General features: G+C 45.1%; 20 protein-coding genes and 1 pseudogene. 9 read left to right on the forward strand and 12 right to left on the reverse strand.

Annotated features, from left to right (window positions below):
• Nucleotides 1-673 precede the first annotated feature (673 nt).
• Both AC5YBZ_RS11920 and AC5YBZ_RS11925 read left to right on the forward strand, forming a co-directional pair.
• Nucleotides 674-2,077 (forward strand): RsmB/NOP family class I SAM-dependent RNA methyltransferase, encoded by a 1,404-nt coding sequence (locus AC5YBZ_RS11920; protein ID WP_494542954.1) that lies wholly within the window; start codon nt 674-676, stop codon nt 2,075-2,077.
• Nucleotides 2,078-2,336: 259 nt separating this feature from the next.
• Nucleotides 2,337-2,825: a glutathione peroxidase gene (locus AC5YBZ_RS11925; protein ID WP_494521286.1), complete on the forward strand. Its 489-nt coding sequence runs from the start codon at nt 2,337-2,339 to the stop codon at nt 2,823-2,825.
• An 846-nt stretch (nt 2,826-3,671) separates the two neighbouring features.
• Here AC5YBZ_RS11925 and AC5YBZ_RS11930 read toward each other — a convergent pair.
• The 6 genes from AC5YBZ_RS11930 to AC5YBZ_RS11955 all read right to left on the reverse strand — a co-directional run bounded on the left by AC5YBZ_RS11930 (nt 3,672) and on the right by AC5YBZ_RS11955 (nt 11,045).
• Nucleotides 3,672-5,456 carry a M1 family metallopeptidase gene (locus tag AC5YBZ_RS11930; RefSeq protein ID WP_494523754.1) on the reverse strand — a complete coding sequence of 595 codons (1,785 nt, stop codon included), beginning with the start codon at nt 5,454-5,456 and terminating at the stop codon, nt 3,672-3,674.
• 566 nt (nt 5,457-6,022) lie between these two features.
• The gene (locus tag AC5YBZ_RS11935; protein WP_494521284.1) at nt 6,023-6,994 is read right to left on the reverse strand and encodes a PstS family phosphate ABC transporter substrate-binding protein; all 972 of its coding nucleotides are present in this window, start codon (nt 6,992-6,994) and stop codon (nt 6,023-6,025) included.
• Nucleotides 6,995-7,282: 288 nt separating this feature from the next.
• Nucleotides 7,283-8,590, reverse strand: a complete 1,308-nt coding sequence (gene phoR, locus AC5YBZ_RS11940; protein ID WP_494523755.1) for a phosphate regulon sensor histidine kinase PhoR — start codon at nt 8,588-8,590, stop codon at nt 7,283-7,285.
• Nucleotides 8,591-8,684: 94 nt separating this feature from the next.
• On the reverse strand, nt 8,685-9,374 hold the full coding sequence (gene phoB / locus AC5YBZ_RS11945) for a phosphate regulon transcriptional regulator PhoB (protein WP_475514456.1): 690 nt from the start codon (nt 9,372-9,374) through the stop codon (nt 8,685-8,687).
• Nucleotides 9,375-9,624: 250 nt separating this feature from the next.
• Nucleotides 9,625-10,449 carry a mechanosensitive ion channel family protein gene (locus AC5YBZ_RS11950; protein WP_494521282.1) on the reverse strand — a complete coding sequence of 275 codons (825 nt, stop codon included), beginning with the start codon at nt 10,447-10,449 and terminating at the stop codon, nt 9,625-9,627.
• Nucleotides 10,450-10,481: 32 nt separating this feature from the next.
• Nucleotides 10,482-11,045 carry an OmpA family protein gene (locus tag AC5YBZ_RS11955; protein WP_494542955.1) on the reverse strand — a complete coding sequence of 188 codons (564 nt, stop codon included), beginning with the start codon at nt 11,043-11,045 and terminating at the stop codon, nt 10,482-10,484.
• A 323-nt stretch (nt 11,046-11,368) separates the two neighbouring features.
• Between AC5YBZ_RS11955 and AC5YBZ_RS11960 the strand changes: the two genes are divergently transcribed.
• Together AC5YBZ_RS11960 and AC5YBZ_RS11965 are read left to right on the forward strand one after the other, a co-directional pair.
• Nucleotides 11,369-11,665 (forward strand): hypothetical protein, encoded by a 297-nt coding sequence (locus AC5YBZ_RS11960; protein ID WP_494542956.1) that lies wholly within the window; start codon nt 11,369-11,371, stop codon nt 11,663-11,665.
• 27 nt (nt 11,666-11,692) lie between these two features.
• A protein-coding gene (locus AC5YBZ_RS11965) for an IS3 family transposase (protein ID WP_494542957.1) occupies nt 11,693-13,248 on the forward strand; the annotation gives its coding sequence in 2 pieces (ribosomal slippage) (nt 11,693-12,146 and nt 12,146-13,248; 1,557 coding nt in all).
• A 185-nt stretch (nt 13,249-13,433) separates the two neighbouring features.
• On the opposite strand, the gene AC5YBZ_RS11970 is transcribed toward AC5YBZ_RS11965, so the two are convergent.
• Nucleotides 13,434-13,886 carry a DUF924 family protein gene (locus AC5YBZ_RS11970; protein WP_494521279.1) on the reverse strand — a complete coding sequence of 151 codons (453 nt, stop codon included), beginning with the start codon at nt 13,884-13,886 and terminating at the stop codon, nt 13,434-13,436.
• A gap of 258 nt (nt 13,887-14,144) precedes the next feature.
• A complete protein-coding gene (locus tag AC5YBZ_RS11975) occupies nt 14,145-14,705 on the reverse strand; it encodes a DUF4136 domain-containing protein (protein ID WP_475514462.1) in 561 nt (186 codons plus the stop codon).
• Nucleotides 14,706-14,881: 176 nt separating this feature from the next.
• On the opposite strand from AC5YBZ_RS11975, the gene AC5YBZ_RS11980 reads away from it, so the two are divergent.
• From AC5YBZ_RS11980 to ruvX, 4 genes are all read left to right on the forward strand, one after another.
• Nucleotides 14,882-15,193, forward strand: a complete 312-nt coding sequence (locus tag AC5YBZ_RS11980) for a hypothetical protein (RefSeq protein WP_475514463.1) — start codon at nt 14,882-14,884, stop codon at nt 15,191-15,193.
• Between the two features lie 198 nt (nt 15,194-15,391).
• Nucleotides 15,392-15,721, forward strand: a complete 330-nt coding sequence (gene yciH, locus AC5YBZ_RS11985; RefSeq protein WP_475517015.1) for a stress response translation initiation inhibitor YciH — start codon at nt 15,392-15,394, stop codon at nt 15,719-15,721.
• A gap of 17 nt (nt 15,722-15,738) precedes the next feature.
• Nucleotides 15,739-16,296, forward strand: coding sequence for a YqgE/AlgH family protein (locus AC5YBZ_RS11990; protein ID WP_475514464.1), 558 nt, complete (start codon nt 15,739-15,741; stop codon nt 16,294-16,296).
• Between the two features lie 19 nt (nt 16,297-16,315).
• Nucleotides 16,316-16,735, forward strand: a complete 420-nt coding sequence (gene ruvX, locus AC5YBZ_RS11995) for a Holliday junction resolvase RuvX (protein WP_475514465.1) — start codon at nt 16,316-16,318, stop codon at nt 16,733-16,735.
• Nucleotides 16,736-16,967: 232 nt separating this feature from the next.
• Here ruvX and hemH read toward each other — a convergent pair whose 3' ends face one another.
• The 4 genes and pseudogenes from hemH to AC5YBZ_RS12015 form a co-directional block, all read right to left on the reverse strand.
• Nucleotides 16,968-17,984, reverse strand: a complete 1,017-nt coding sequence (hemH, locus tag AC5YBZ_RS12000; RefSeq protein WP_475514466.1) for a ferrochelatase — start codon at nt 17,982-17,984, stop codon at nt 16,968-16,970.
• 23 nt (nt 17,985-18,007) lie between these two features.
• Nucleotides 18,008-18,550, reverse strand: a complete 543-nt coding sequence (locus AC5YBZ_RS12005; RefSeq protein WP_494523759.1) for a glutathione peroxidase — start codon at nt 18,548-18,550, stop codon at nt 18,008-18,010.
• Nucleotides 18,551-18,727: 177 nt separating this feature from the next.
• Nucleotides 18,728-19,840: a PilT/PilU family type 4a pilus ATPase gene (locus tag AC5YBZ_RS12010; RefSeq protein WP_475514468.1), complete on the reverse strand. Its 1,113-nt coding sequence runs from the start codon at nt 19,838-19,840 to the stop codon at nt 18,728-18,730.
• Nucleotides 19,841-19,854: 14 nt separating this feature from the next.
• Nucleotides 19,855-20,316: pseudogene (locus AC5YBZ_RS12015) on the reverse strand (type IV pilus twitching motility protein PilT); the annotation flags it as partial.
• 108 nt (nt 20,317-20,424) lie between these two features.
• On the opposite strand from AC5YBZ_RS12015, the gene AC5YBZ_RS12020 reads away from it, so the two are divergent.
• Entirely contained in the window at nt 20,425-21,546 is a 1,122-nt protein-coding gene (locus AC5YBZ_RS12020) for an ISAs1 family transposase (RefSeq protein WP_096035922.1), read from the forward strand.
• The last annotated feature ends 2 nt before the right edge of the window (nt 21,547-21,548 follow it).

A 21,548-nucleotide genomic window follows, 5' to 3' on the forward strand; every position in this document is an offset into this window, starting at 1 on the left:
ATTAGTTAATTGAACGTTCAATCAACGCAATCATAATAGTTAGAGATGTAACTATCAACAGCAACTTAATATTTGCGACATCAATCACAGAATTTAACGCCAAGTATGATAGGTAGAGGTGGGTCTGTAATACCTTGTTTTATATTGATAAATTTAGAGAGGGAAATTAAAATTTAATAGACGTAAAATAATTTAATAAAAACCCATTAAAAATCAGTCATAGTTGCAACTTCTAAGGTTTAACATTAACGGAAAACTTAGTTTCAACCGTAACTGTTATCTGAGCGATAACCCATTACCATTAACTAAGTTATAATCCATTAGCTGTTCAAAGTGCTCCGATAGACCACTCAAATGCGAGCGTGAGGGTAATCCGCCCATGACTTAGGCCGCTTACTATTAACAGCAACAACGGCTACTTGCCCTCTACAAACTCACACAAGTAAGTAAGTGTGTGAGTACTGATAACAAACCATGCCTTATAGCAATCAAGTAGCGCTAGAGAGCCACCTTATTTAAGCACGATTATCATCAAGGCACGCTTTTGGATCACTCGAGAACCGCTGCTATAAAAGCAGTTAAAGTGTGTCAATCTCTAGCCAAGAGATACCAAAATCGGCCACTTCTGTTAAACTTGCCGCTCTTAACACCTATCAGCGCTGGGCAAATATTCATGGCCGATACTACACCTTCTTCGTTAACCTCTTCTCAAGCTCAAAAGGCAACCGATACTTCCCCAACTTTAGGGTTGCATCATGGTATCAATGCCGATACATCGGCACAAAAACGCGCCCTGAGCTACAGCATCACAATCCACCAGCTCTTTGAACAAGTGATGCAGAGCAAGCAACCTGCCGATCGTATTGTGGCTGAATATTTTCGTATCAATAAGAAGCATGGCTCTAAAGATAGACGCGTGATCCGCGAGAGCCTATTTGGACTCTTTCGTTGGCATGGTTGGTTAAGTCAACTGGCAACTCTTTGCACAGCGCCTAAAGCTTGGTTTGCCTCTTTAGCATTAACCGCCAAAATTGAAGGCCACCCTTGGCAGGAATTTAGCGATGCTTGGCAAACCTTTGCGGCGCACCCTGCACTCGCGCCCCTTAACGATGCTGGCGATCTCTCCCGCCTAGCGGCCAAGCAACAACTGCTGCAAACGTGCTTTCCACAGCATGAGTTTGCTTTCACTCAATTAGTCCCAACTTGGTATTGGCAACACTACCCAACAAGCAGTGCTGATGAGCAATATGCCTTGATTGAAGCGCTCTGCTCTCGCCCCCCCATTTGGGGCCGCCTGCAAGGTATTAATAGTGAAGATGCACTCTCCTCACTAAATACTAGCGGTATCGAAGCCAAAATGAGTGACTACTTCGGTGATGCCATCAACCTTGGCCATAAGAGCATCAACCTAAATAGCCTTAAGCTCTACAATGAGGGACAACTGGAGATCCAAGACTTAGGCTCGCAAGTGATTGGGCATATCTGCGCGCCGCGCCCCGATGATAACTGGTGGGACGCCTGCAGTGGCGCCGGCGGTAAAACGCTGCAACTACGCTCTTTAATGTTACAGCAAGACAGCCACAGTAAAGGCAGTATCATTGCGTCAGATATTCGCCGTAAGCCATTAGAAGAACTGGCTAAACGCGCAAAACGGGCCCATTTTAGCCAGATCAGTGTATCGCCATGGAAAACCGATGCATTGCCTGTCGCAAGCGATCAGTTCGATGGTGTATTGGTGGATGCCCCCTGCAGTTGCACTGGAACTTGGCGACGCAACCCCGATATGCGCTGGCTCGATGATGCAAGCGCCATTAGCGACAAACCCGCTTTACAGTTAGATATTTTACAGCGCTCAGCCAAGGCGGTGCGCACTGGCGGAGTACTAGTGTACGCCACCTGCTCCATTAGCCCCACCGAAAATGAAGCTGTGGTTGAGGCGTTCCTCGCCAGCAACCCTAACTTTACATTACAACAGCTGTGCCATCCATTTACCGGTGAGCAGCAATCGATGTTAACCGTATTACCCTATCAAGCCGATAGCGACGGCATGTTTGTCGCGAAGATGATAAAGCGTTAACGCCGCCATACAGGGCCAGTCACACTAAAGCCGTTTACTGGCCCTGTAGCCCTGCAGCAAAGGGTTTTTTTATCAAACTCATCCTTTACCCATCGCTTGAATCGACTCTTGCTAAATCCCCCCGCTTATCACACTGCGGTAGGCATTCAATGCTCATTTAACGCTAAATGACACTCACCTTACTACTCAAATCACCATGTAAATTGCGCACAATTTACTTTACTGATAGGCTATCCTTTCATCAAAAAAGGAGAATACGATGTCTATTTATGATTTTTCGCTGACCAATATCGATGGCAGCACGCGCTCAATGCAAGAGTTTAAGGGAAAGGTGTTGCTGATTGTAAATACCGCCAGCAAATGCGGCTTTACACCACAATACAAGGCATTACAGGCGCTATATGAAGATTTTGGCCCAGAAAAATTTGTGGTATTAGGTTTTCCGTGCAACCAGTTTGGGCAGCAAGAACCTGAGGCTGAAGCCGAAATTAATCATTTTTGTGAGCTCAACTTTGGGGTTAATTTCCCGCTGTTTGCCAAAATTGAGGTCAATGGAGCCAACACAGATCCGCTCTATGACTACTTGAAACACCAAGCCAAAGGCTTGCTTGGCAGCGAAGCAATTAAATGGAACTTTACTAAATTTTTAGTCGATAGTGAGGGGCAGGTCATTGAGCGTTATGCTCCCACGACTAAACCCGAATCTATGAGGGACAAAATAAAATCTTTACTGAATAAATCCAGCTAGATAGCAATAGGTCAACCTATGACACCATAAAAAACGCTCATTTTATGTACGTTGAAATGAACTTTATGTGTCGCTTGCACTCCAATAATTGAACGCGAAGATTTGCTTATTCATGTTCATCATTCTCCCTGGGACTTCTAGCGCGGTCCCCTTGATCTAAATAGATCAACAGGCAACCAGTTGAGTTGCCTTTTTTTATGCCCTCGGTTGTCGGTATTAACCCTCCTCTTTTATCGGGCGGCAAAATTAAATGATTTTTTTGACAAACTCAGTGAACTTTTTATTCGCTGACGACTCTGATTACTTGAACGGATTATTGAATTAGGTGCACGGCACATAATTTTGTTTCATTGTTCATCATCATCTCCCTTTGGTGGCCGGATGGGCCCCAGGAGCATTAATCCAACGCTAGCGCATTTGGATTAATCACACTCCAACACTTTGTTTATGGCAACCTATTAGGTTGCCTTTTTTTTTGGCTATTTTGACAACGAGCGCTGCGAAGTCTGCTGATAGAATAAGTCGTGAACAATGTAAGGCACATCATGTAGCTACCTCATAAAGTCGTTAAATTGCGCCCCTCTATAAAGTACAAATAAAGCGTGATATTAAGCGGCAATATTATTTTTTTTACTCAAGCTGGGAACTAACTGGCAACCATGCACTCTGATAAAGGGTAACAGATTTTTCATCATGATTTGTTCATCATCATCTCCCTTTGGTGGCCGGATGGGCCCCAGGAGCATTAACCCCACGCTAGCGCATTTGGGTTAATCACACTCCACCACTTTCGTTTATGGCAACCTATTAGGTTGCCATTTTTTTTACCTATTGATTGGCAAGCTGTTACACGCCCAATTGCTTATCAAGTTGCGCAACTAATGACGGGTGATACCTTACTCGCGCCTGTTGATAAATCGCCATTAAGGGTTGCTCATAGCCTGCCAACAAAAGCTCGGCATATAAGGGCCGCACAAACTTAGCTCGGCCAATATTTAGTAAGAACGTCTCCACCAAGGGCAGCACGACATCATAATGATTACGAATGGCCACCCGATACCAATCACAGGCAATTTCAGCGTTAGTCGAATGACTAAAATCAAAAGCACTATCTAGCTGTTGCAGCTGTTGATGGCTTAATTGTTCCGGCAAGCTATTAATAAAATATTGCCAATGATGCACGCGCCAATCTGCGGTTTGCGCGGGAGTAATATCACCACCGGCTCGCCAGCTCATCAGAAGCGCATCGACTTTATCTAAACTATTTGAATAAGGCGGCGTAAACCATGACGGCATGCCTGTGCCGTAGATCCATTCCAGCAACTCAGCCTCACTCAGTACATCACCATGTTGTTGCAGTAATGTCTGCTGCGCATAATCGATAAACTGCTCTGTGGTGATCGCCTCAAAGGCAAAATGGCTCACATAGGCGTTTAAGAATGCATCGAACGCCTCTCTGCCTAAGCGTTTTTCTAAGTCATGCACAAACATCGATGCTTTATCGTAGGTAAAACGGTTAAAAGCCTCATTTGGATCGCCTGCTTGCACATTAGCTGGCAAGGTTTGCGCCGTTGTCGGCATGGAGGCGAGTTCTTGCGCTAGGCGACCATACTCTAAGACTAATTCGAGCTGCGCTTGCTCTTTGCCATAAACCGCTTCAACAATTCGATGGGTAAAATAGGTGGTAAATCCTTCATTAAGCCAAAGATCGCGCCAAGTTGCATTGCTGACTAAGTTGCCGGTCCATGAATGTGCCAGTTCATGGGCAACGGTGGACACTAGGCTTTTATCACCTGCAATTAAGGTGGGGGTCATAAAGGCCAAGCGCGGATTTTCCATACCACCAAAGGGAAAACTAGGCGGTAAGACTATCATGTCGTAACGCCCCCATGGGTAGGGGCCCAGCAGCGACTCTGCGGTATTGATCATCTGCTCTGTATCTTCAAATTCACTCACCGCCGAACCAAGCACCTCAGGCTCGGCATAAACGCCACTACGCGGGCCTAGGCTGCCAAATTGTAAATCGCCAACGGCAATCGCCAGCAGATGAGTCGGAATGGGCTTTTCCATTTCAAATAAAAACTGGCCATTAAGCGGCGCGCTTGCATCGTTCATGGCACTCATCACAGCGCGCATACCAGCAGGCACATTCACTTTGGCATCAAAGGTGATTCTGGCTTTAGGGGTGTCTTGCAACGGGATCCAACTGCGGGCATTAATGGGTTGCGACTGACTAAATAGAAACGGTAACTGCTTGCCGCTGGTTTGTTCGGGAGTTAGCCACTGCAGCCCCTGCGCATTGGCGCTAGTGTGATAATCAATAGTGATGTTCGCTGAATTAGCACGCAGCTGAATATGCAGTCGCTGCCCGCGGATAAGATCGTGCTTATCAAAATGAAAGTCGAGCCGATTGTCTTTGTCATCTCGCACCGAGTGGATCACGAGATCGCGGCAGTCCAGATACAAATGGCGGCACTGCTCATCAAGATAATTCAGCGTTAACTTAGCACTGCCAGCGAGCCTATGCCGCTCAAAATCGACCGCAACCACCAAGCTTAGATGCAATACGCGGATCTGTTCAACATTCGCAAAAGAGTGATGGTCTTGCTGATTATCCCATTGCTTAGCCACATTTTATCCTTATTATTGTTGCCCTAACGTCAATAGCGCTTAGTGTAATCATCGACTAACCGCTTGTCATTGAGATTAAGCAAACCACTATCCTATGCAGCAGCATTCGCCGCTAAGTTCACCGTTTACAAAGATTGGCTCTCGGCTAAATTCGGACCTTAAAAATCAACCCCAAAAAATAATCACAAAAAATCGGAACTAAAATAGTAAAGTAGACTCTGATTATATGAACAGAATTGATATTAACGAATACAGAGTCCCTAACGGGTAATTAATTGGTTAGTAAGGTTTTCATGGTTCATCATCTCCCTTTTTCGATAGCCTCTAGCGCGGCTATCAACCAAATCCCAACTGGCATTTGTAGCGACCTACTTTAGGTCGCTTTTTTTTGCTCACCAATATGGCATCCCCTGTTATCGTATTGTTAGCCACCGAAATAACATGGGTAAAGCGCCTCGCCTATCAAATGGGTTCATAACTGATGGCTCATACCTGATAGTACAAAAAAACAAAAAGGCCTCATTATTGAGGCCTTTTTGATGGGGTGTCACTCTACACTATGTCCGTTATAGGCGGATACCGGCTTTTGCTAAATCTTTGGCTGTCACAGTCAGCGGTAGTGGTACATAACCGTCTTTCTCTACTGTTTTCTGCCCTTGCTTAGACAAAATAAAGCGTAGGAATTCACGCTCTAATGGCGCTAAGTCTTTATTGGGATGCTTATTCACATAAACGTATAAGTAACGTGATAGTGGATAACTGCCGTCTGCTGCATTGGCAGCGGTTGCTTCGATGTAATCATCGCCTTTCTTGGCGATAGCCACGGCTTTCACCCCAGCAGTCTTATAACCAATACCAGAATAACCAATGGCATTTAATGACTGCGAGACAGATTGCACTACCGACGCCGAACCAGGTTGTTCGTTCACGTTGGCTTTAAAGTCGCCTTTACAGAGTGCTTTTTTCTTAAAGTAACCGTAGGTTCCAGAAACCGAGTTACGACCGTAAAGCTGCACATCTTTCGCTGCCCAATCGCCCCCAAGCCCCACATCAGCCCAACGCTGCACATCATTACCGCCGCACTTATGGGTAGCCGAGAAGATACCGTCGATCTGCTCGATACTCAGCCCCTTAATAGGGTTATCCTTATGAACAAAAACAGCCAGCGCATCAATGGCGACACGGATCTCCGTTGGCTTATAGCCATAATGTTTCTCAAATGCTTCGACTTCATTGGGCTTCATTTTGCGGCTCATTGGGCCAAACTGTGAAGTGCCTTCAGTCAATGCTGGCGGCGCAGTAGAAGAGCCCGCCGCCTGAATTTGAATGTTAACGTTAGGGTACATCTCTTTGTACTCTTCGGCCCACAGGGTCATCATATTCGCTAAGGTATCTGAGCCAACAGATGAAAGGTTACCCGAGACTCCACTGCTTTTTTCATAAGTGGGCAGTGACGGATCGATAGCTGCCATAGAAGTGACAGAGAAAACGCTAGCGGCTGTCAAACTTACCGCACCAACAAGCTGTTTAAGTTTCATTCTTTGCTCCAGTGTTAAGCGACTTGCTTACTCGTTTTATTTAAGTTGCAGTCAGTATCTATCGCAACAATGACAAGTGTATGACGAAGATATGACACTGAGATGACAGACCACCATAAAAGTGATTTATTGCAGCCTCGCCTTAACTTGTACATTCCAAAACACAAATAGCAAAAAAGCGCCTTAGTGGCGCTATCTCTCTTCATGATGCGAATAAACAGGGATGGTTAACTGATTTATGCAATAGACAGATAATTTAAAGTCACTTAGCACCTTTAACCCATAGGTTTAATGAGCACGCTTACCCGTATCAATAAGGTGATTGGGAATAATAAAACTAAAGCAGCTACCTTTACCCAGTCGACTTTCTATCATCAAATCACTCTGGTGATGATTAAGCGCATGTTTCGTGATCGCCAATCCTAGCCCTGTTCCGCCCCGCTGCCGAGAACGGGCACTGTCGACGCGATAAAATCGCTCAGTGAGTCGTGTTAGGTGCTGTGGCGCAATGCCCTCACCCGAGTCGGTCACACTAAACTGCGCCCCTAAAGGCACTCGCTGCCAACACACATGTACACTGCCGCCGGGATCGTTATAACGAATGGCGTTAGAGAGCAAATTCGAGCAGGCACTTCTTATCTGGACTTCATTACCAAAAATATTCAAGGTCGGATCACAATCAAAACTCAATTGATACTGCCCCTTAGCTAAGGCTTGTGCTTCCTCTTTGAGCATATCAATCAACAAAGCCATATTAACTTTGGTATCGAGATTGACCGCAGAGCCATCTTCAATACGTGATAACACCAGTAACTGCTCGACCATAGAATGCATGCGATTAGTCTGTTGCTGCATTTGCTCTAACGCTTTATGTTGACCAGGATTAAACTCTGCCATCTCCTGCATCATTTCCAAATAACCTTGTAACACGGTTAAGGGCGTTTTTAATTCGTGCGACACATTAGCGACAAACTCTTTGCGCATCCCTTCGAGTTGACGAATACGGGTAATATCACGGGCGATCAGCAAGCGTTGCCCAGCGCCATAATCCATAATACGAATTTCTAACACGCGTGATTCATTTTGACTATCGACAAACTCAAAGGGCTCATCAAAAGTCGCTTGTTTAAGATAACCAGAAAAGTCGGGATGCCGTAGCAGATTATCGATACGCTGGCCCTTGTCTTGTGGCCATACTAATCCCAACAATCGTTGGGCTAATTTATTACACCAAGCAATATTATTGTCTGAATCAAGCACGACAGCTGCATCTGGCAGCGCCTCCGCCCCTTGCCGAAAACGCGCTAGCAGATCGGCTAATTGCGCCACCCGTTTACGGTTTTTACCTTGCAGACGATAGATACCATTAAACACCCCTTCCCAACTTCCGCTGCCGTTAGGAGGAGTCAGACGTTTATCACGCCATAGCCAAAAATTAAGCCTAGATAGCTGCTTATAATGCCAAGCCAATAAACCGATACAACCGAACAGCATCACTGGCAACAATTGCCCAAGCAGCAAGCCTATAACCAGACAAGCCAACAAAAACAGCGCTAAGCGACTCAGCAATTGATAGCCAGAGTATGAATTAAACATAGCGAAACCCTAATGCGCAAGTGAGCACAAGATAATCGATACTGAGGCTAACGCCTATTAAATTTTCATGCACCCATTAACTCAACACAAGCCATTAGAGCCGGGTCGAAAAACGGTACCCGGCCCCTCTAACGGTTTGAATCAACCTGTCGTGATTAGAGGGTTCAACGGCTTTACGTAAGCGGCGAATATGCACATCAACGGTGCGGTCTTCAACATACACATTAGTGCCCCACACATTATCAAGCAGTTGTTCGCGGCTATATACTCGCTCTGGATGGGTCATAAAGAAATGCAATAATCTAAACTCGGTCGGCCCCATATCGACTACCTGTTCGCCGACGGTGACTCGGTGACTAACAGGGTCTAGCACCAGACCTTGCACATCAATAGGTTCATCTAAGGCCGTAGGCGCACTGCGGCGCATAACCGCCTTAATTCGTGCTACCAACTCTTTAGGCGAAAAAGGCTTGGTAATATAGTCATCGGCGCCGACTTCTAGCCCTTTGACCTTATCTTCCTCTTCGCCCCTTGCCGTTAACATGATCACCGGTATATGGCGCGTAAATTCATCCTGACGCAGCTTTTTAGCTAATTGAATACCACTCCCACCGGGAAACATCCAATCCAGCAGCACTAAATCGGGATAGGGCTCTGTCAGCATGTCGAGTGCTGAATCAAAATCCTCTGCTGTAGTTGTCGTAAATCCATGTTGTTCTAAAACAAAAGCTAACATCTCTCGGATGGCTAACTCATCTTCAACTATCAAAATCCTAGCAGTCATATGCGATCTTCTATCAGTGAATACCCACGTTGCCATTATTAGGCCGTTTTATTACAAAATTATGAATCAGCCCCCCTATATTGTCATAAAGTCGCTTATTATTGTCATGAAACTTAAAAACAGAGAGGAGCCAAGGTAATTCTTCGCCGCTGTATATCACCGCTTTAGGGTATTCACCTTAGATAAATGGCAAACAAAAAAGCCAGCCGTGAGTAACGGCTGGCTTTAGACCACACAATAAGATTAATGCTTAAGTGGCGGGTGTTTCTTTGACGTAAATATCCATTTGTGGATAAGGAATACCAATATTAGCTTCATCCAGCGCGACTTTAATTTGCTCAAGGATCTCAAAGCGTGCAGGCCAGTAATCACTGCCTTTAACCCAAGGACGCACCACAAAATTAACCGATGAATTAGCCAACTCAACCAGTGCCACTGTGTAGGCAGGCTCCTTGAGTACATAGCTATTATTATCTAATACACTTTTTAATACCGCCTTAGTCTCTTTTAGATCGGCATCATAAGAGACCCCAATGACTAAATCGATACGACGAGTGTCCATTGCCGAGTAGTTGGTAATAGTGCCATTCATAACCGAGGAATTAGGCGCAACAATCACCTTGTTGTCAGGGGTGCGCAGTTTAGTCGAAAAGATGGTGATCTCATCGACAGTCCCCGCGATACCCGCAGCCTCAATATAGTCCCCGACACGACAAGGACGAAATATTACCATTAACACGCCAGAGGCAAAGTTTGATAGAGAGCCCTGTAATGCAAGACCCACAGCCAAACCGGCGGCACCGATAACGGCCACTAATGAAGCCGTCTGCACCCCTATCTGTCCTAACGTGGCTATCACGGTAAAGACAAACACCGCCGCCCACGCCAAATTAGACACAAACGAGACAACCGTCGGATCTATCTTGCGTTTAGTTAATAATTTACTGGTGATTTTTTTAGCAATATTGGCAAAGTATTTACCAACAACGAAAATCACCAGAGCTAACACAACCTGCAAACCGTAGGTCATGATAAGCTCTGGCGCTTGTGCAATATAACTATCCAAGTTTTCCATTTAACGTTCCCTCAATAATATAAACCCGGTAACTACCGCGTCTCGACAATAAATTCGGCTCGTCGATTTTGTGCTCGCCCGGCAACAGAGGCATTACTGGCAATGGGCTGAGTACTGCCTTTGCCTGCGATACAAAACCGACTGGGATTAAACCCATACTCTTCAACAAGTACTTTTTTGACATTCAAGGCTCTATCATAAGACAAAACTTGATTAAACTCTGCAGTGCCTACACTATCGGTATGGCCAACAATACACAACTTAATGGGATGCTCAGTTAACCAAGTCGCTAACCGAGCAATACTGAACCATTGTGAATAATCCACCTCGGCACGAGCAAAGCGAAAGTAGATCCTAACTGATTCATTAAGTTTACATTGTGCCGGATATGTCTCACCACTGGTTGTCGGTAAACACAAGGACACCAGCCTTAGTTTTTCACAGCCACGGGCGTCGACTCTGGTGTCTGCCGCAGTATGTGGACAAGCATCTTTGGGATCGGGCACACCGTCGTTATCTGTATCTTGCCACGAAAAGGCATTCGCACAATACAATCCCGCTAATACTAACAGCCCTATGCGAATAAATATGTTCATTATAACTGACCTAAAAGTGCGGCAGATTTATTGCCTCTTTTACTAACAAGGGGATGAAATGCAATTAAAAATCATTAATATCCCATCCATTTTAGCTACTTAAGCGCCAATCGCCAACGAAGAGCTCAACATCTCAAACGAATCTGTTAACCAGTATAGCCATCCGTCGCCAGTTACTCGAACACATAGCCAAGATAGAGGCCGGTGTGTTCCGCAGCGATTTAGTTTAGCCATAGACGAAGGAGTGCCATAGGCTGACTTAACCGAGCAACTGAAAATGCTAGCAGAGCGCTACCCACAGCTTAACGTTATATCGACAATTGGTGATCGGAGCAAAAGATACTCAGCACTCAAGTTATCAATTACAACACTCGCCAGATGTTGGGGATGCGGACAATTATTATGTGTTGTTGGAGCAGACTAAATCAGGCTTTGGCTGGGCACTATTACCCGAACATTTAGCTCAAGAAGCACTGAACAAACAGCAATTATGCAGCATATCTATGTCTTTTGAACAATTTGGTTGGATAGTGAATGTTGACGTAATACAACATCATGGTATCAATGAGGACCCCCTGTGTCAGGATTGTTGTCACCCCTTAAAATCATCCAATAATTAAATAAAGGGGGCGGTCAATGAGAGCTCAATGGCACGATATTCACCTGAACGTAAAGACGCTGTCTTAAAGAAATTATTACCTCCCCACAATATGACGGTCACGGAAGTGGCTCGCAGTGAGGGGATCTCCTACCAAACCCTGTATCATTGGCGAGATAAAGCCAAAAAAGAGGGTCGCCCTGTGCCAGGTAAAACATTAACCAGTAATGATTGGTCAGCTGAAGCTAAGTTTGCAGTTCTCATTGAAACAGCACCAATGTCAGAAACTGAAATCAGCCAATATTGCCGAGAAAAAGGCTTGTTTCGAGAACAAGTTCAGCAGTGGAAACAAGATTGTTTAGGTGGTTTTAAGACGAGTGAAGTTCAAGCTAAAACGATTAAGCAGCAAGCCAAATCAGACAAGGCAGAAATAAAATCCCTGCAACGAGAATTACGTTATAAGGAGAAGGCACTCGCTGAAGCTGCGGCTTTACTGGTGCTTAGAAAAAAGCTCAATGCGCTTTGGGAGGACGACAGCGAGGAGAGTTAACGCCTTTGCCTAAGCGCATAACACTGGTGGATTTAATACAAGAAGCTTATGCCCACGGTGCGCGTCTTTACAAAGCTTGCGCTGAAGCAGAGTTAAGTAAACGGACGTATCGCCGCTGGTATCGAGCAAGAAAAGTGCAGGCAGATTTAAGGCCTACGGCAGTAAGACGGGAGCCTGCTAACAAGCTTAATGATGATGAGCAAGAGCAGATATTGGCAACCTCTAATGAGGCAAGGTTTGCAAGCCTACCTCCGTCACAAATCGTGCCGACACTGCTTGATGAGGGGGTCTATATCGCTTCAGAGTCGAGTTTTTATCGAGTGTTAAAAGCCAATGAACAATTAAATCGGCGTGGGCGAAGCCAAGGCGTAACAAAAAGAAGCAAACCAGATGCTTACGTTGCAGATGGGCCAAACAAAGTATGGTCTTGGGATATTACTTATTTAGCCTCGGTCATCAAAGGACGCTTTTATTATCTGTATATGTTTGAGGATATTTATAGCCGTAAGATAGTGGGTTATGAAGTCCATGACCGAGAATGTGGTGAGCTAGCGGCCGAGTTAATGCAGCGCAATATGCTACGCGAGCAATGCTTCAAAAAACCGTTAGTACTGCACTCTGATAACGGTGCTCCGATGAAGTCATTGACGATGAAAGCCAAGCTTGAAGAGTTAGGTGTTACCGCTTCGTTAAGTAGACCAATCGTAAGCAATGACAATCCTTACTCCGAAGCATTATTCAGAACCTTAAAGTATCGGCCAGAATGGCCTAGCTCTGGCTTTAAAAACATCACCGAGGCACGGGAATGGGTAGAAGAGTTTGTGACTTGGTACAATACCAAACATAAGCACAGTAAGCTCAATTTTGTATCACCGAGTGAGCGACATGCGATGCAAGATAAAGCGATTTTATCTAAGCGTAAGGAGGTACTAGAAGAAGCAAGATCAAGAAATCCTAAACGCTGGCCAAACGGTATAAGGAACTGTGACGTTATCGGTGAGGTAGTGTTGAACCCAGAAAAAGAGTCTGAAACTGAAACAAGAAATGCAGCTTAAAATTTAAGTAAAGAGTGCCAACTACCTTGAAAAACACCGAGGAGCTCAGCTGCTTAGTAAGGCAACTACTTAAAAATATGATGAACAATATGGTCACATAACATATGAAGTCATATTGTTCAGGATTGCGTAACCAATAATCGCTGCTCACTCACTTAAAATAAGCATTCACTGCACATGGTGACTTAATGACTTGCAACAGATGCTTGCTGATACCAGGTAGACCAAGCAGGCTTGGCCGCAGAAGCTAATTGCGACTGCATCCCTTCGAGTAAGCGGATCAACAAGGCTCTATCATCGGCTTTAGCTGAATAAAATAGCGGATCGTAAAAACAGCGGCGTTGCACTGGCTCTAATTGGGTATCAAAACCTTTATCAACCCCTGAGACACACAGCTCTCTAGCTTTAAGCTGTAATGTCATGGCGCTATCATCTTCTAAAAGGTGCGCCACAGGTCCCATGAGTAAAATCAGTGCCAACCTGCCTGGTGGATTATGTTGCCAGCTATTAAGTTGACCACTTTTGGCGTTAAGGAGTAAACATTGCCAATGTCGAGTAGTCTCTTGGCTCAAATCACTCGCCTCTACGCCTACACCTTTATCGTAATGATGAAACCATTGCTGTAAAAACTGTTCCACGCTGCCTCCATAACCCATAACCAGTAGATAGTCTGGTGAGAATAGCACCAGAGAGCAGCAATAATATCTAGCACTTTGGTCTAAATACCTCTGCTTGTGGAGTATGCAACTTTTACGCATCTAACCTAATAGATAGAAACAACACAAGCGACCTGAGCCGCTTGTGTTGTTTTAATGTTAACCATCAAAAGTAAAATTGAATTTATCACCTGATAACATTGCCATTGATGCATTACGCTAAGAGTTCAACCCTCAGTACTATTTTACTTCAGCTTTGGGTGGGTAGTGGGTCATCACCTCGGCAATCGCCCGATTAACCACTTCAATACGCTCTTCGGGGGTGTTCTTATTGCGCACGGTATCGGCAACAGAACCACGCCAAATTAACTGCCCAGAACTACGATCAACCAAGTCGACCACTAAAGTACCCACTTCATATTCGCGCACCGTAGTTTGGGTATGCATATTGCCACCCCATGCCCAGCCCGGCCCATAATAGGGGTTGTAGCCAAAGTTGGTATTGAAAGTATCAACATCAATTTTTTTATCGACCTTAGTAAAGTAGTTCACTAATACATCGGCCTGTTCGGCGCGGGTTTTGGTGATGCCTTTAAGTTGCAACTGACTCTCGATAGCACTTCTAACACGTTGATCCATCAAACCATCAAGATGATAAGTCGTATCATCATTTCTTTTATCTACCCAAGCATAACTTTTAATCTGATTAAAATTTACTTTTGGATCATAATCTGAGCTCGACTTCATCGTGCTACAAGCAGTTAACGCTAGCGCAGCTGCTAAAACGATTATTTTTTTCATACTAACTCCAGCAAAAAACAAGGCCTACTATCAACCTAACTCATTAAATTTTAGCTTACAGAGCAAATTTCTGATCTACAACTCTATTTTGGCACACTGTAAAACATAAATACCTTGACTTGAAGTAACCACCAAATGATAATGATTATCAATTAGATTTAAAAAGGGGGTTAAATATGACTTGGTTTATCAGTGCATTTGTTATCGCCAGTGCTATTTTTGTCTTTGCGCCAAAGTCATTAGCCACGCCAACCGCCGACTCTCTCACCCAAATTAAAGGGCAGTGGCGATGCTTGCTACTGCCACTGCTATTGTTGATGTCGCTTGCTTTTATTTTAGCCACCTTAGACAACGCCCCTTACCTTACGGTTGCAATGGCCTTTACCCTTACAGGCTTCGCAGTGGCAGTACCTAAACTACACCCTTATATTATTACTGGCGCGGCATTTACCGCATTAAGCCTGCTATTATTAGTATTACAGCGATAACCCATTTGCTCACACCTTGCGCTAATTCGTTAGTTGCTTTGGGATAATACAGACTTTATATCTCCCTGCAGATTGATATAAAGCCTTATCCATGACCACATTTTTGTGGTCTTTTTTTTGTCTAATGTTGCGAAGACCTCCCACTGGATAGCGCAATTTGGTAAACTCGATATATCGCCCATAACCGTCCGATTAAAGATGAGAATCGATCCTAATGTAGCTTTAGTCTATAGCACAGATATAGGCAAAATCACTGAAAAGAAACAGCCAGAATCCGCCCCACAAGGTGACGGCATAGTCCGAATTCACAAAGACAGCAAAGGCCGTAAAGGCAAAGGGGTCTCTGTTATAAAAGGCCTAGGGTTAGATGAAAAAGAGTTAAAAGCATTAGCACAGAAGCTCAAAAAACAGTGCGGTTGCGGCGGCACGGTCAAAGAGTTCAATATTGAAGTACAAACCGACAATCGCGAACAACTCAAAACCCTACTTGAAAAACTCAATTATCAAGTTAAATTAGCCGGTGGCTAATGACTCTGGAGTGCTAGATGGAAAGTTTGCAGCATCATCTACTTATTGCAATGCCTTCGCTTCACGATACCTTTTTCGAGCGTTCAGTCATCTACTTATGTGAACACAACCAACAAGGCGCCATGGGGCTGATGATTAACCGCCCAGTCGGTATCGATGTTAATGAGCTACTGCAGCAGATGAACCTCAACGAGGTCAATAAAGTTGACAGCATTAACAGTGAAGTACTGCTTGGCGGCCCTGTAGAACAAGAAAAGGGCTTTGTGCTTCACACCCCCCAAGATAAGTGGAGTAATAGTCAGCTTATAAATGATGAAATAATGCTCACTACATCGCGCGATGTACTGGCTTCACTGGGCAGTAACAATGCACCCGACAACTTTATTGTCGCACTAGGTTACGCCGGATGGGGCCGGCAGCAATTAGAGCAAGAGTTAGGGGAAAATTCATGGTTAACCATCCCCGCCTCTCTCGATATTTTATTTAAAACGCCACACGAGCAACGCTGGCAAAAGGCCACCCAAACCCTAGGCTTTGATATTGGCCAGCTTTGCAACCAAATAGGCCATGCCTAACCCCAACAGGACATAAGAGATGAATGCAGCAACAGTGCTTGGTTTCGACTTCGGCACTAAGAGTATTGGCGTGGCAATAGGCCAACAAATTACCGCAAGTGCTACCCCGCTAACGTCAATTAAAGCTAATGATGGCATCCCGCAATGGGAAGAAATTGGCGCGTTAATCGATGAGTGGAAACCCGATATTGTCGTCGTCGGTTTACCACTCAACATGGATGGCAGCGAACAAGAGATGACCCAAAGGGCGCGTAAGTTTGCCAACCGAATCAGCGGCCGATTTGGCGTCAAAACCGCCACCCAAGATGAGCGCTTAACCACGGCCGATGCTAAAGCGCGACTGTTTGAAATGGGTGGCTTTAAAGCACTATCGAAAGGGCAAGTGGACTCGATGTCCGCTGTGCTGATTATCGAAAGCTATTTCGAGAACCTTTATTAACCTCACCCGAGCCAGTTGCGACTGGCTTGCACATTCCCCCCCCACCGAGCAGGCGATTAATAACAGTGAAGGTTTGCCCTTCAAACGCTTTCAATAAATGAAAATGCAGCCAACCGCTACTCAAGCAGATGTGATTGCTCTTCATTCCAAGGCCAACAAACTTTGCGCCAAAATAAAATAGGCCTTCATTGGAAGGCCTATAGATATTTACAAGTGATAAATATTGAGTGTGTTAAACCAAGTAAGGCTTAACTAAATTTTCCATCATCGCAATATGCGCATCATCATCGTTTAGCGCAGCAATATAACGATACTGCTTGCCACCAGCTTCGATAAACACCTGACGATTTTCATGTTCAATCTCTTCTAACGTCTCTAAACAGTCAGCACTAAATGCTGGGCAGATAATGGCGACATCATCTACTCCTTCATTGCCCAAGCGTTGCAGCGTCTCATCGGTATAAGGCGTCAGCCATTTTGCCTTACCGAATCGAGATTGGAAGGTGGTAATGTAATCACTCTCTGTAAGACCTAGCTTTTCCACCACTAAACGGGTGGTTTTATGACAAAAACAAGAGTAAGGATCGCCTAAATGTAAATTACGCTCAGGCATGCCGTGATAAGAGATCACTAGCTTCTTCGGCTTACCATGTTTGTCAAAATCACGCTGAATAGAGTCGGCCAATGCGGCAATATAATCAGGGTTGTCATGATAGGTATTAATAAAATGCACGCTGGGTAGATAGCGCCAATTACGCAGTTCTAAGGTCAAGGCATCAAACGCCGATGCCGTGGTTGGCGCCGCATATTGAGGATAAAGCGGCAACACGACTAGCTTGTCTGTGCCTTGTTGATGTAAACGGTTTAGGGTGTCTTTGACACTTGGCTCACCGTAACGCATACAGAAATCGACATTAATGTCATCACCGCGCTCACGAAACCGCTCTGCTAACTTGGCCGTCTGTTTTTGGGTGATCTCCATCAATGGCGAGCCTGACTCTCCCCAAATTTGCTTGTATAACGCGGCCGATTTAGCCGGTCTCACTCGTAAGATAATGCCATGTAAAATGATCATCCAAAGTAGCTTAGGGATCTCGACCACACGCGGATCGGCCAAGAACTCGGCCAAATAACGACGCACCGCTGATGTTGTCGGTGCGCTAGGGGTGCCTAAATTCATCAGCAATACCGTTACTTTCGATCGCTTTTGATGCCCTTGCTCTTTGGTTAAACCAATATATTTAGCCAATTTAACTCCCTGATTTTCAATTTTTATAATTGCTTTTCAATTGCTTCGATTAAAACACTGTCGTTAGGTTTTACACTAGAAGCAAATCGTTGAACTTGTTTACCGTCGGCGCTGATTAAGTATTTATTAAAGTTCCAGCTGGGAGCTTTAGTCACCGCGGCTAAGTGGTCAAATGGACGCTGGGCCGCATCGCCTTTTACCGCGCCTGTGGCTAGCATGGTAAAGGTGACGCCGTAATTGATGTAACACACATCGGCGGTTTTTACCTCCTGTGCTTCTTCTTGATTAAAGTCATTAGAAGGAAAGCCTAATACCACTAAGCCGCTATCTTTATAGCGCTGGTGCAGTTGCTCTAAGCCTTTAAATTGCGAGGTATAGCCACAACGGCTGGCAGTATTGACCACTAATACCGGCTTGCCTTGGGTCAACTTACACAAGTCGAGTTCTTGCTCAGAATGCAACTTACGCGCCTCAACTTGGAAAAACTCGGCACATTCCGCCGCACTTGCTTGGCTTGATAAGCTTGCCATGCCTAAAACAACTAAGGGTAATAATATCGATTTCATCGTGATATCTCCAGCACTGTAAAGGCGAATATACGTGTTAATCAGTGTATTAGATCACAGCATCGAAAGATTCTTCAGCGGATAATTGGCTTCAGTTAGCGGCATAAAATTAACGTCTACTCACATAATGACAAAGCCGATAACCATAGAGGTTTTTCGGCTTTGTCACATAAGGCGTTAATCTAAGTCTAGAGTTACACCTTCCATAAAACCTGAGCTCGTTGGTTCACTACTTTGTAGCTTAATCATTAAGCGCAAGTCGTTAGGAGAGTCGGCATGATGCAGCGCATCGGCATAGCTTATTTCGCCCTCAACATAGAGCTTTAATAACGCCTGATCGAATGTTTGCATGCCTTGCTCATTAGACTTGGCCATGGTCTCTTTTAACACATGCAGTTCGTTTTTGGCGATCAAACTGGCGACTCGCGGAGTATTGATGAGTACTTCAATGGCGGCTCGGCGACCCGTACCATCACTTTTTGGCACCAGTTGCTGCGCCACAATACCCCGTAAGTTAAGCGATAAATCAAACAGTAACTGCTGATGCTTACTCTCAGGAACTAGGTGCATAATACGATCTAACGCTTGGTTGGCATTATTAGCATGTAAGGTCGCCATACATAAGTGACCCGTTTCGGCAAAAGAGAGGGCAAATTCCATGGTCTCCTGGCTGCGGATCTCACCAATCAAAATGACATCGGGCGCCTGACGTAACGAACTTTTAAGCGCGGCATCAAACGATTCGGTATCGATACCTACTTCGCGCTGGGTAATAATGCTCTTGCGGTGATCATGTACAAATTCAACCGGGTCTTCGATAGTTAAAATATGCCCGCGGGCATTAGCATTACGATAACCCACTAATGCGGCTAAAGAGGTTGATTTACCCGTGCCGGTGCCCCCAACCATGATGATAAGACCACGCTTACTCATGACTAAATCTTTTAGGATGGGCGGTAATTTTAAATCTTCAACCTCAGGGATCTTGGTTTCGATACGGCGCATCACGCAACCGGGAGATTCGCGTTGCCAAAAGGCACTGACACGAAAACGCCCCAGATCTTTGGCCGCAAAGGCAAAGTTACATTCACGACTTTCATGAAACTCTTTACGCTGCGCTTCAGTCATTAACGCTTCGACAAACTCAAGCGATTGCTGCGGCGTAAACGGATTTTCGGCCAGTTGCCTGACCTCACCATCGATTTTGGCGCTAGGGGGAAAGCCTGCGGTAATGAACAGATCCGACGCTTTGCGATCGACCATGACTTTTAAAAAAGGACGAACTTCCATAATACTACCTTAACTTAGAAACTAGCGTTCTTATTGGAACTCTTTGACATGGCGTCTTCGCGAGTGATCAGGCCTCGATTGACCAAGTTTTGTAAACACTGATCTAAGGTTTGCATGCCATGGGCCATACCCGTTTGAATGGCTGAATACATCTGGGCGACCTTATCTTCACGGATTAAGTTACGAATGGCCGGTGTTCCCATCATGATCTCATGGGCTGCAACACGACCACCGCCCACCTTCTTAATCAGGGTTTGTGAAATCACCGCCTGCAGCGATTCTGATAACATGGTTCTGACCATGCCTTTTTCACCTTCGGGAAATACATCGACCACACGGTCAATGGTTTTCGCCGCAGAGGTGGTATGCAAGGTGCCAAAGACTAAGTGGCCGGTTTCTGCCGCCGTCATCGCCAAACGTATGGTTTCGAGATCGCGCATTTCCCCCACCAAAATCACATCAGGGTCTTCACGCAGTCAGGGCGAGATCGCGAACATAATTTGAGCTATTAGGGTGATATTCGCTCAAATAGCTGGACGGGCCATATTGGCTGTGATCTTATACTCTCTTTTGTGGAGAGCCCTATGAACTCCGGTGCATTTCAACAGTTCTTTAGTTCCTTAGAAGATCCTCGTCAGTCAGCCAAAGTCGAGCATCTATTTACTGATATTTTATTCCTCGTGGTTTGTGCCTCAATAGCTGGGGCACAAGGTTGGGAAGATATCGAAGATTTTGGCGATCTCCACTTTAACTGGTTTGCCAAAAAAGGACTTTTTAAGAATGGGTTACCTGTTCATGACACTATTGCTCGAGTCATATCGAGAATAGATAGCGAGCAGTTTCAGTATTGCTTTATCGACTGGATGAAGTCTGTTGCTGAGTTATCCGACGGTCAGCTTATTGCGATAGATGGTAAACGGCTATGTGGTTCATATAATCGCGAGAACAGACTGTCAGCCATCCACATGGTAAATGCCTTCGCAACAGAAAATAACGTCGTGCTTGGGCAAGTTAAAACCGAAAGTAAGTCGAATGAAATTACCGCCATTCCCGCATTACTGGCGCTGTTGGATATAAAAGGTTGTCTGATATCAATAGATGCCATGGGATGTCAGACAGATATCGCCGAACAAATTATTGAGCGGGGTGGAGATTATTTACTTGCCGTAAAAGGTAATCAAAAAACACTGCATAATGCCGTTCGTAAGGCGCTTGGCAGCGAGATTGACGAAGAAGTGCTTTGCTTAGAGAAGCAGCACGGACGTAACGAAGCTAGAGCCTATTGTGTAATGGACGCAGGCAGCTTAGCCGACGCTTTCCCTGAATGGAAAGGGCTTAAAAGTATTGGTGTTGCGTTAAGCTATCGTCGAACGAAAAGCGGCAATGAATCCCTTGAGTACCGTTATTACATCAGTTCAGCCAAACTGAGTAAGGCTCGTTTTGCCAATGCAGTACGCAGCCACTGGGCGGTTGAAAATAGCCTGCATTGGGTATTGGACGCGTCGATGAAGGAAGACCAATGTCAAATATATAGAGGCAATGCGGCGGAGGTATTGTCCGGAGCAAGGAAGATAGCGTTGAATATGCTCCGAGCGGAAACAACTCGAAAAATCAGTATCCCACGCAAACAGAAGCGTGCACACGGCAGCACTGATTATCTGGAGCAGGTACTAACAGCAGGCTTAAAGACGTTGGGTGATATTTAAGC

It is taken from the genome of Shewanella sp. 553 (genome assembly GCF_059338375.1).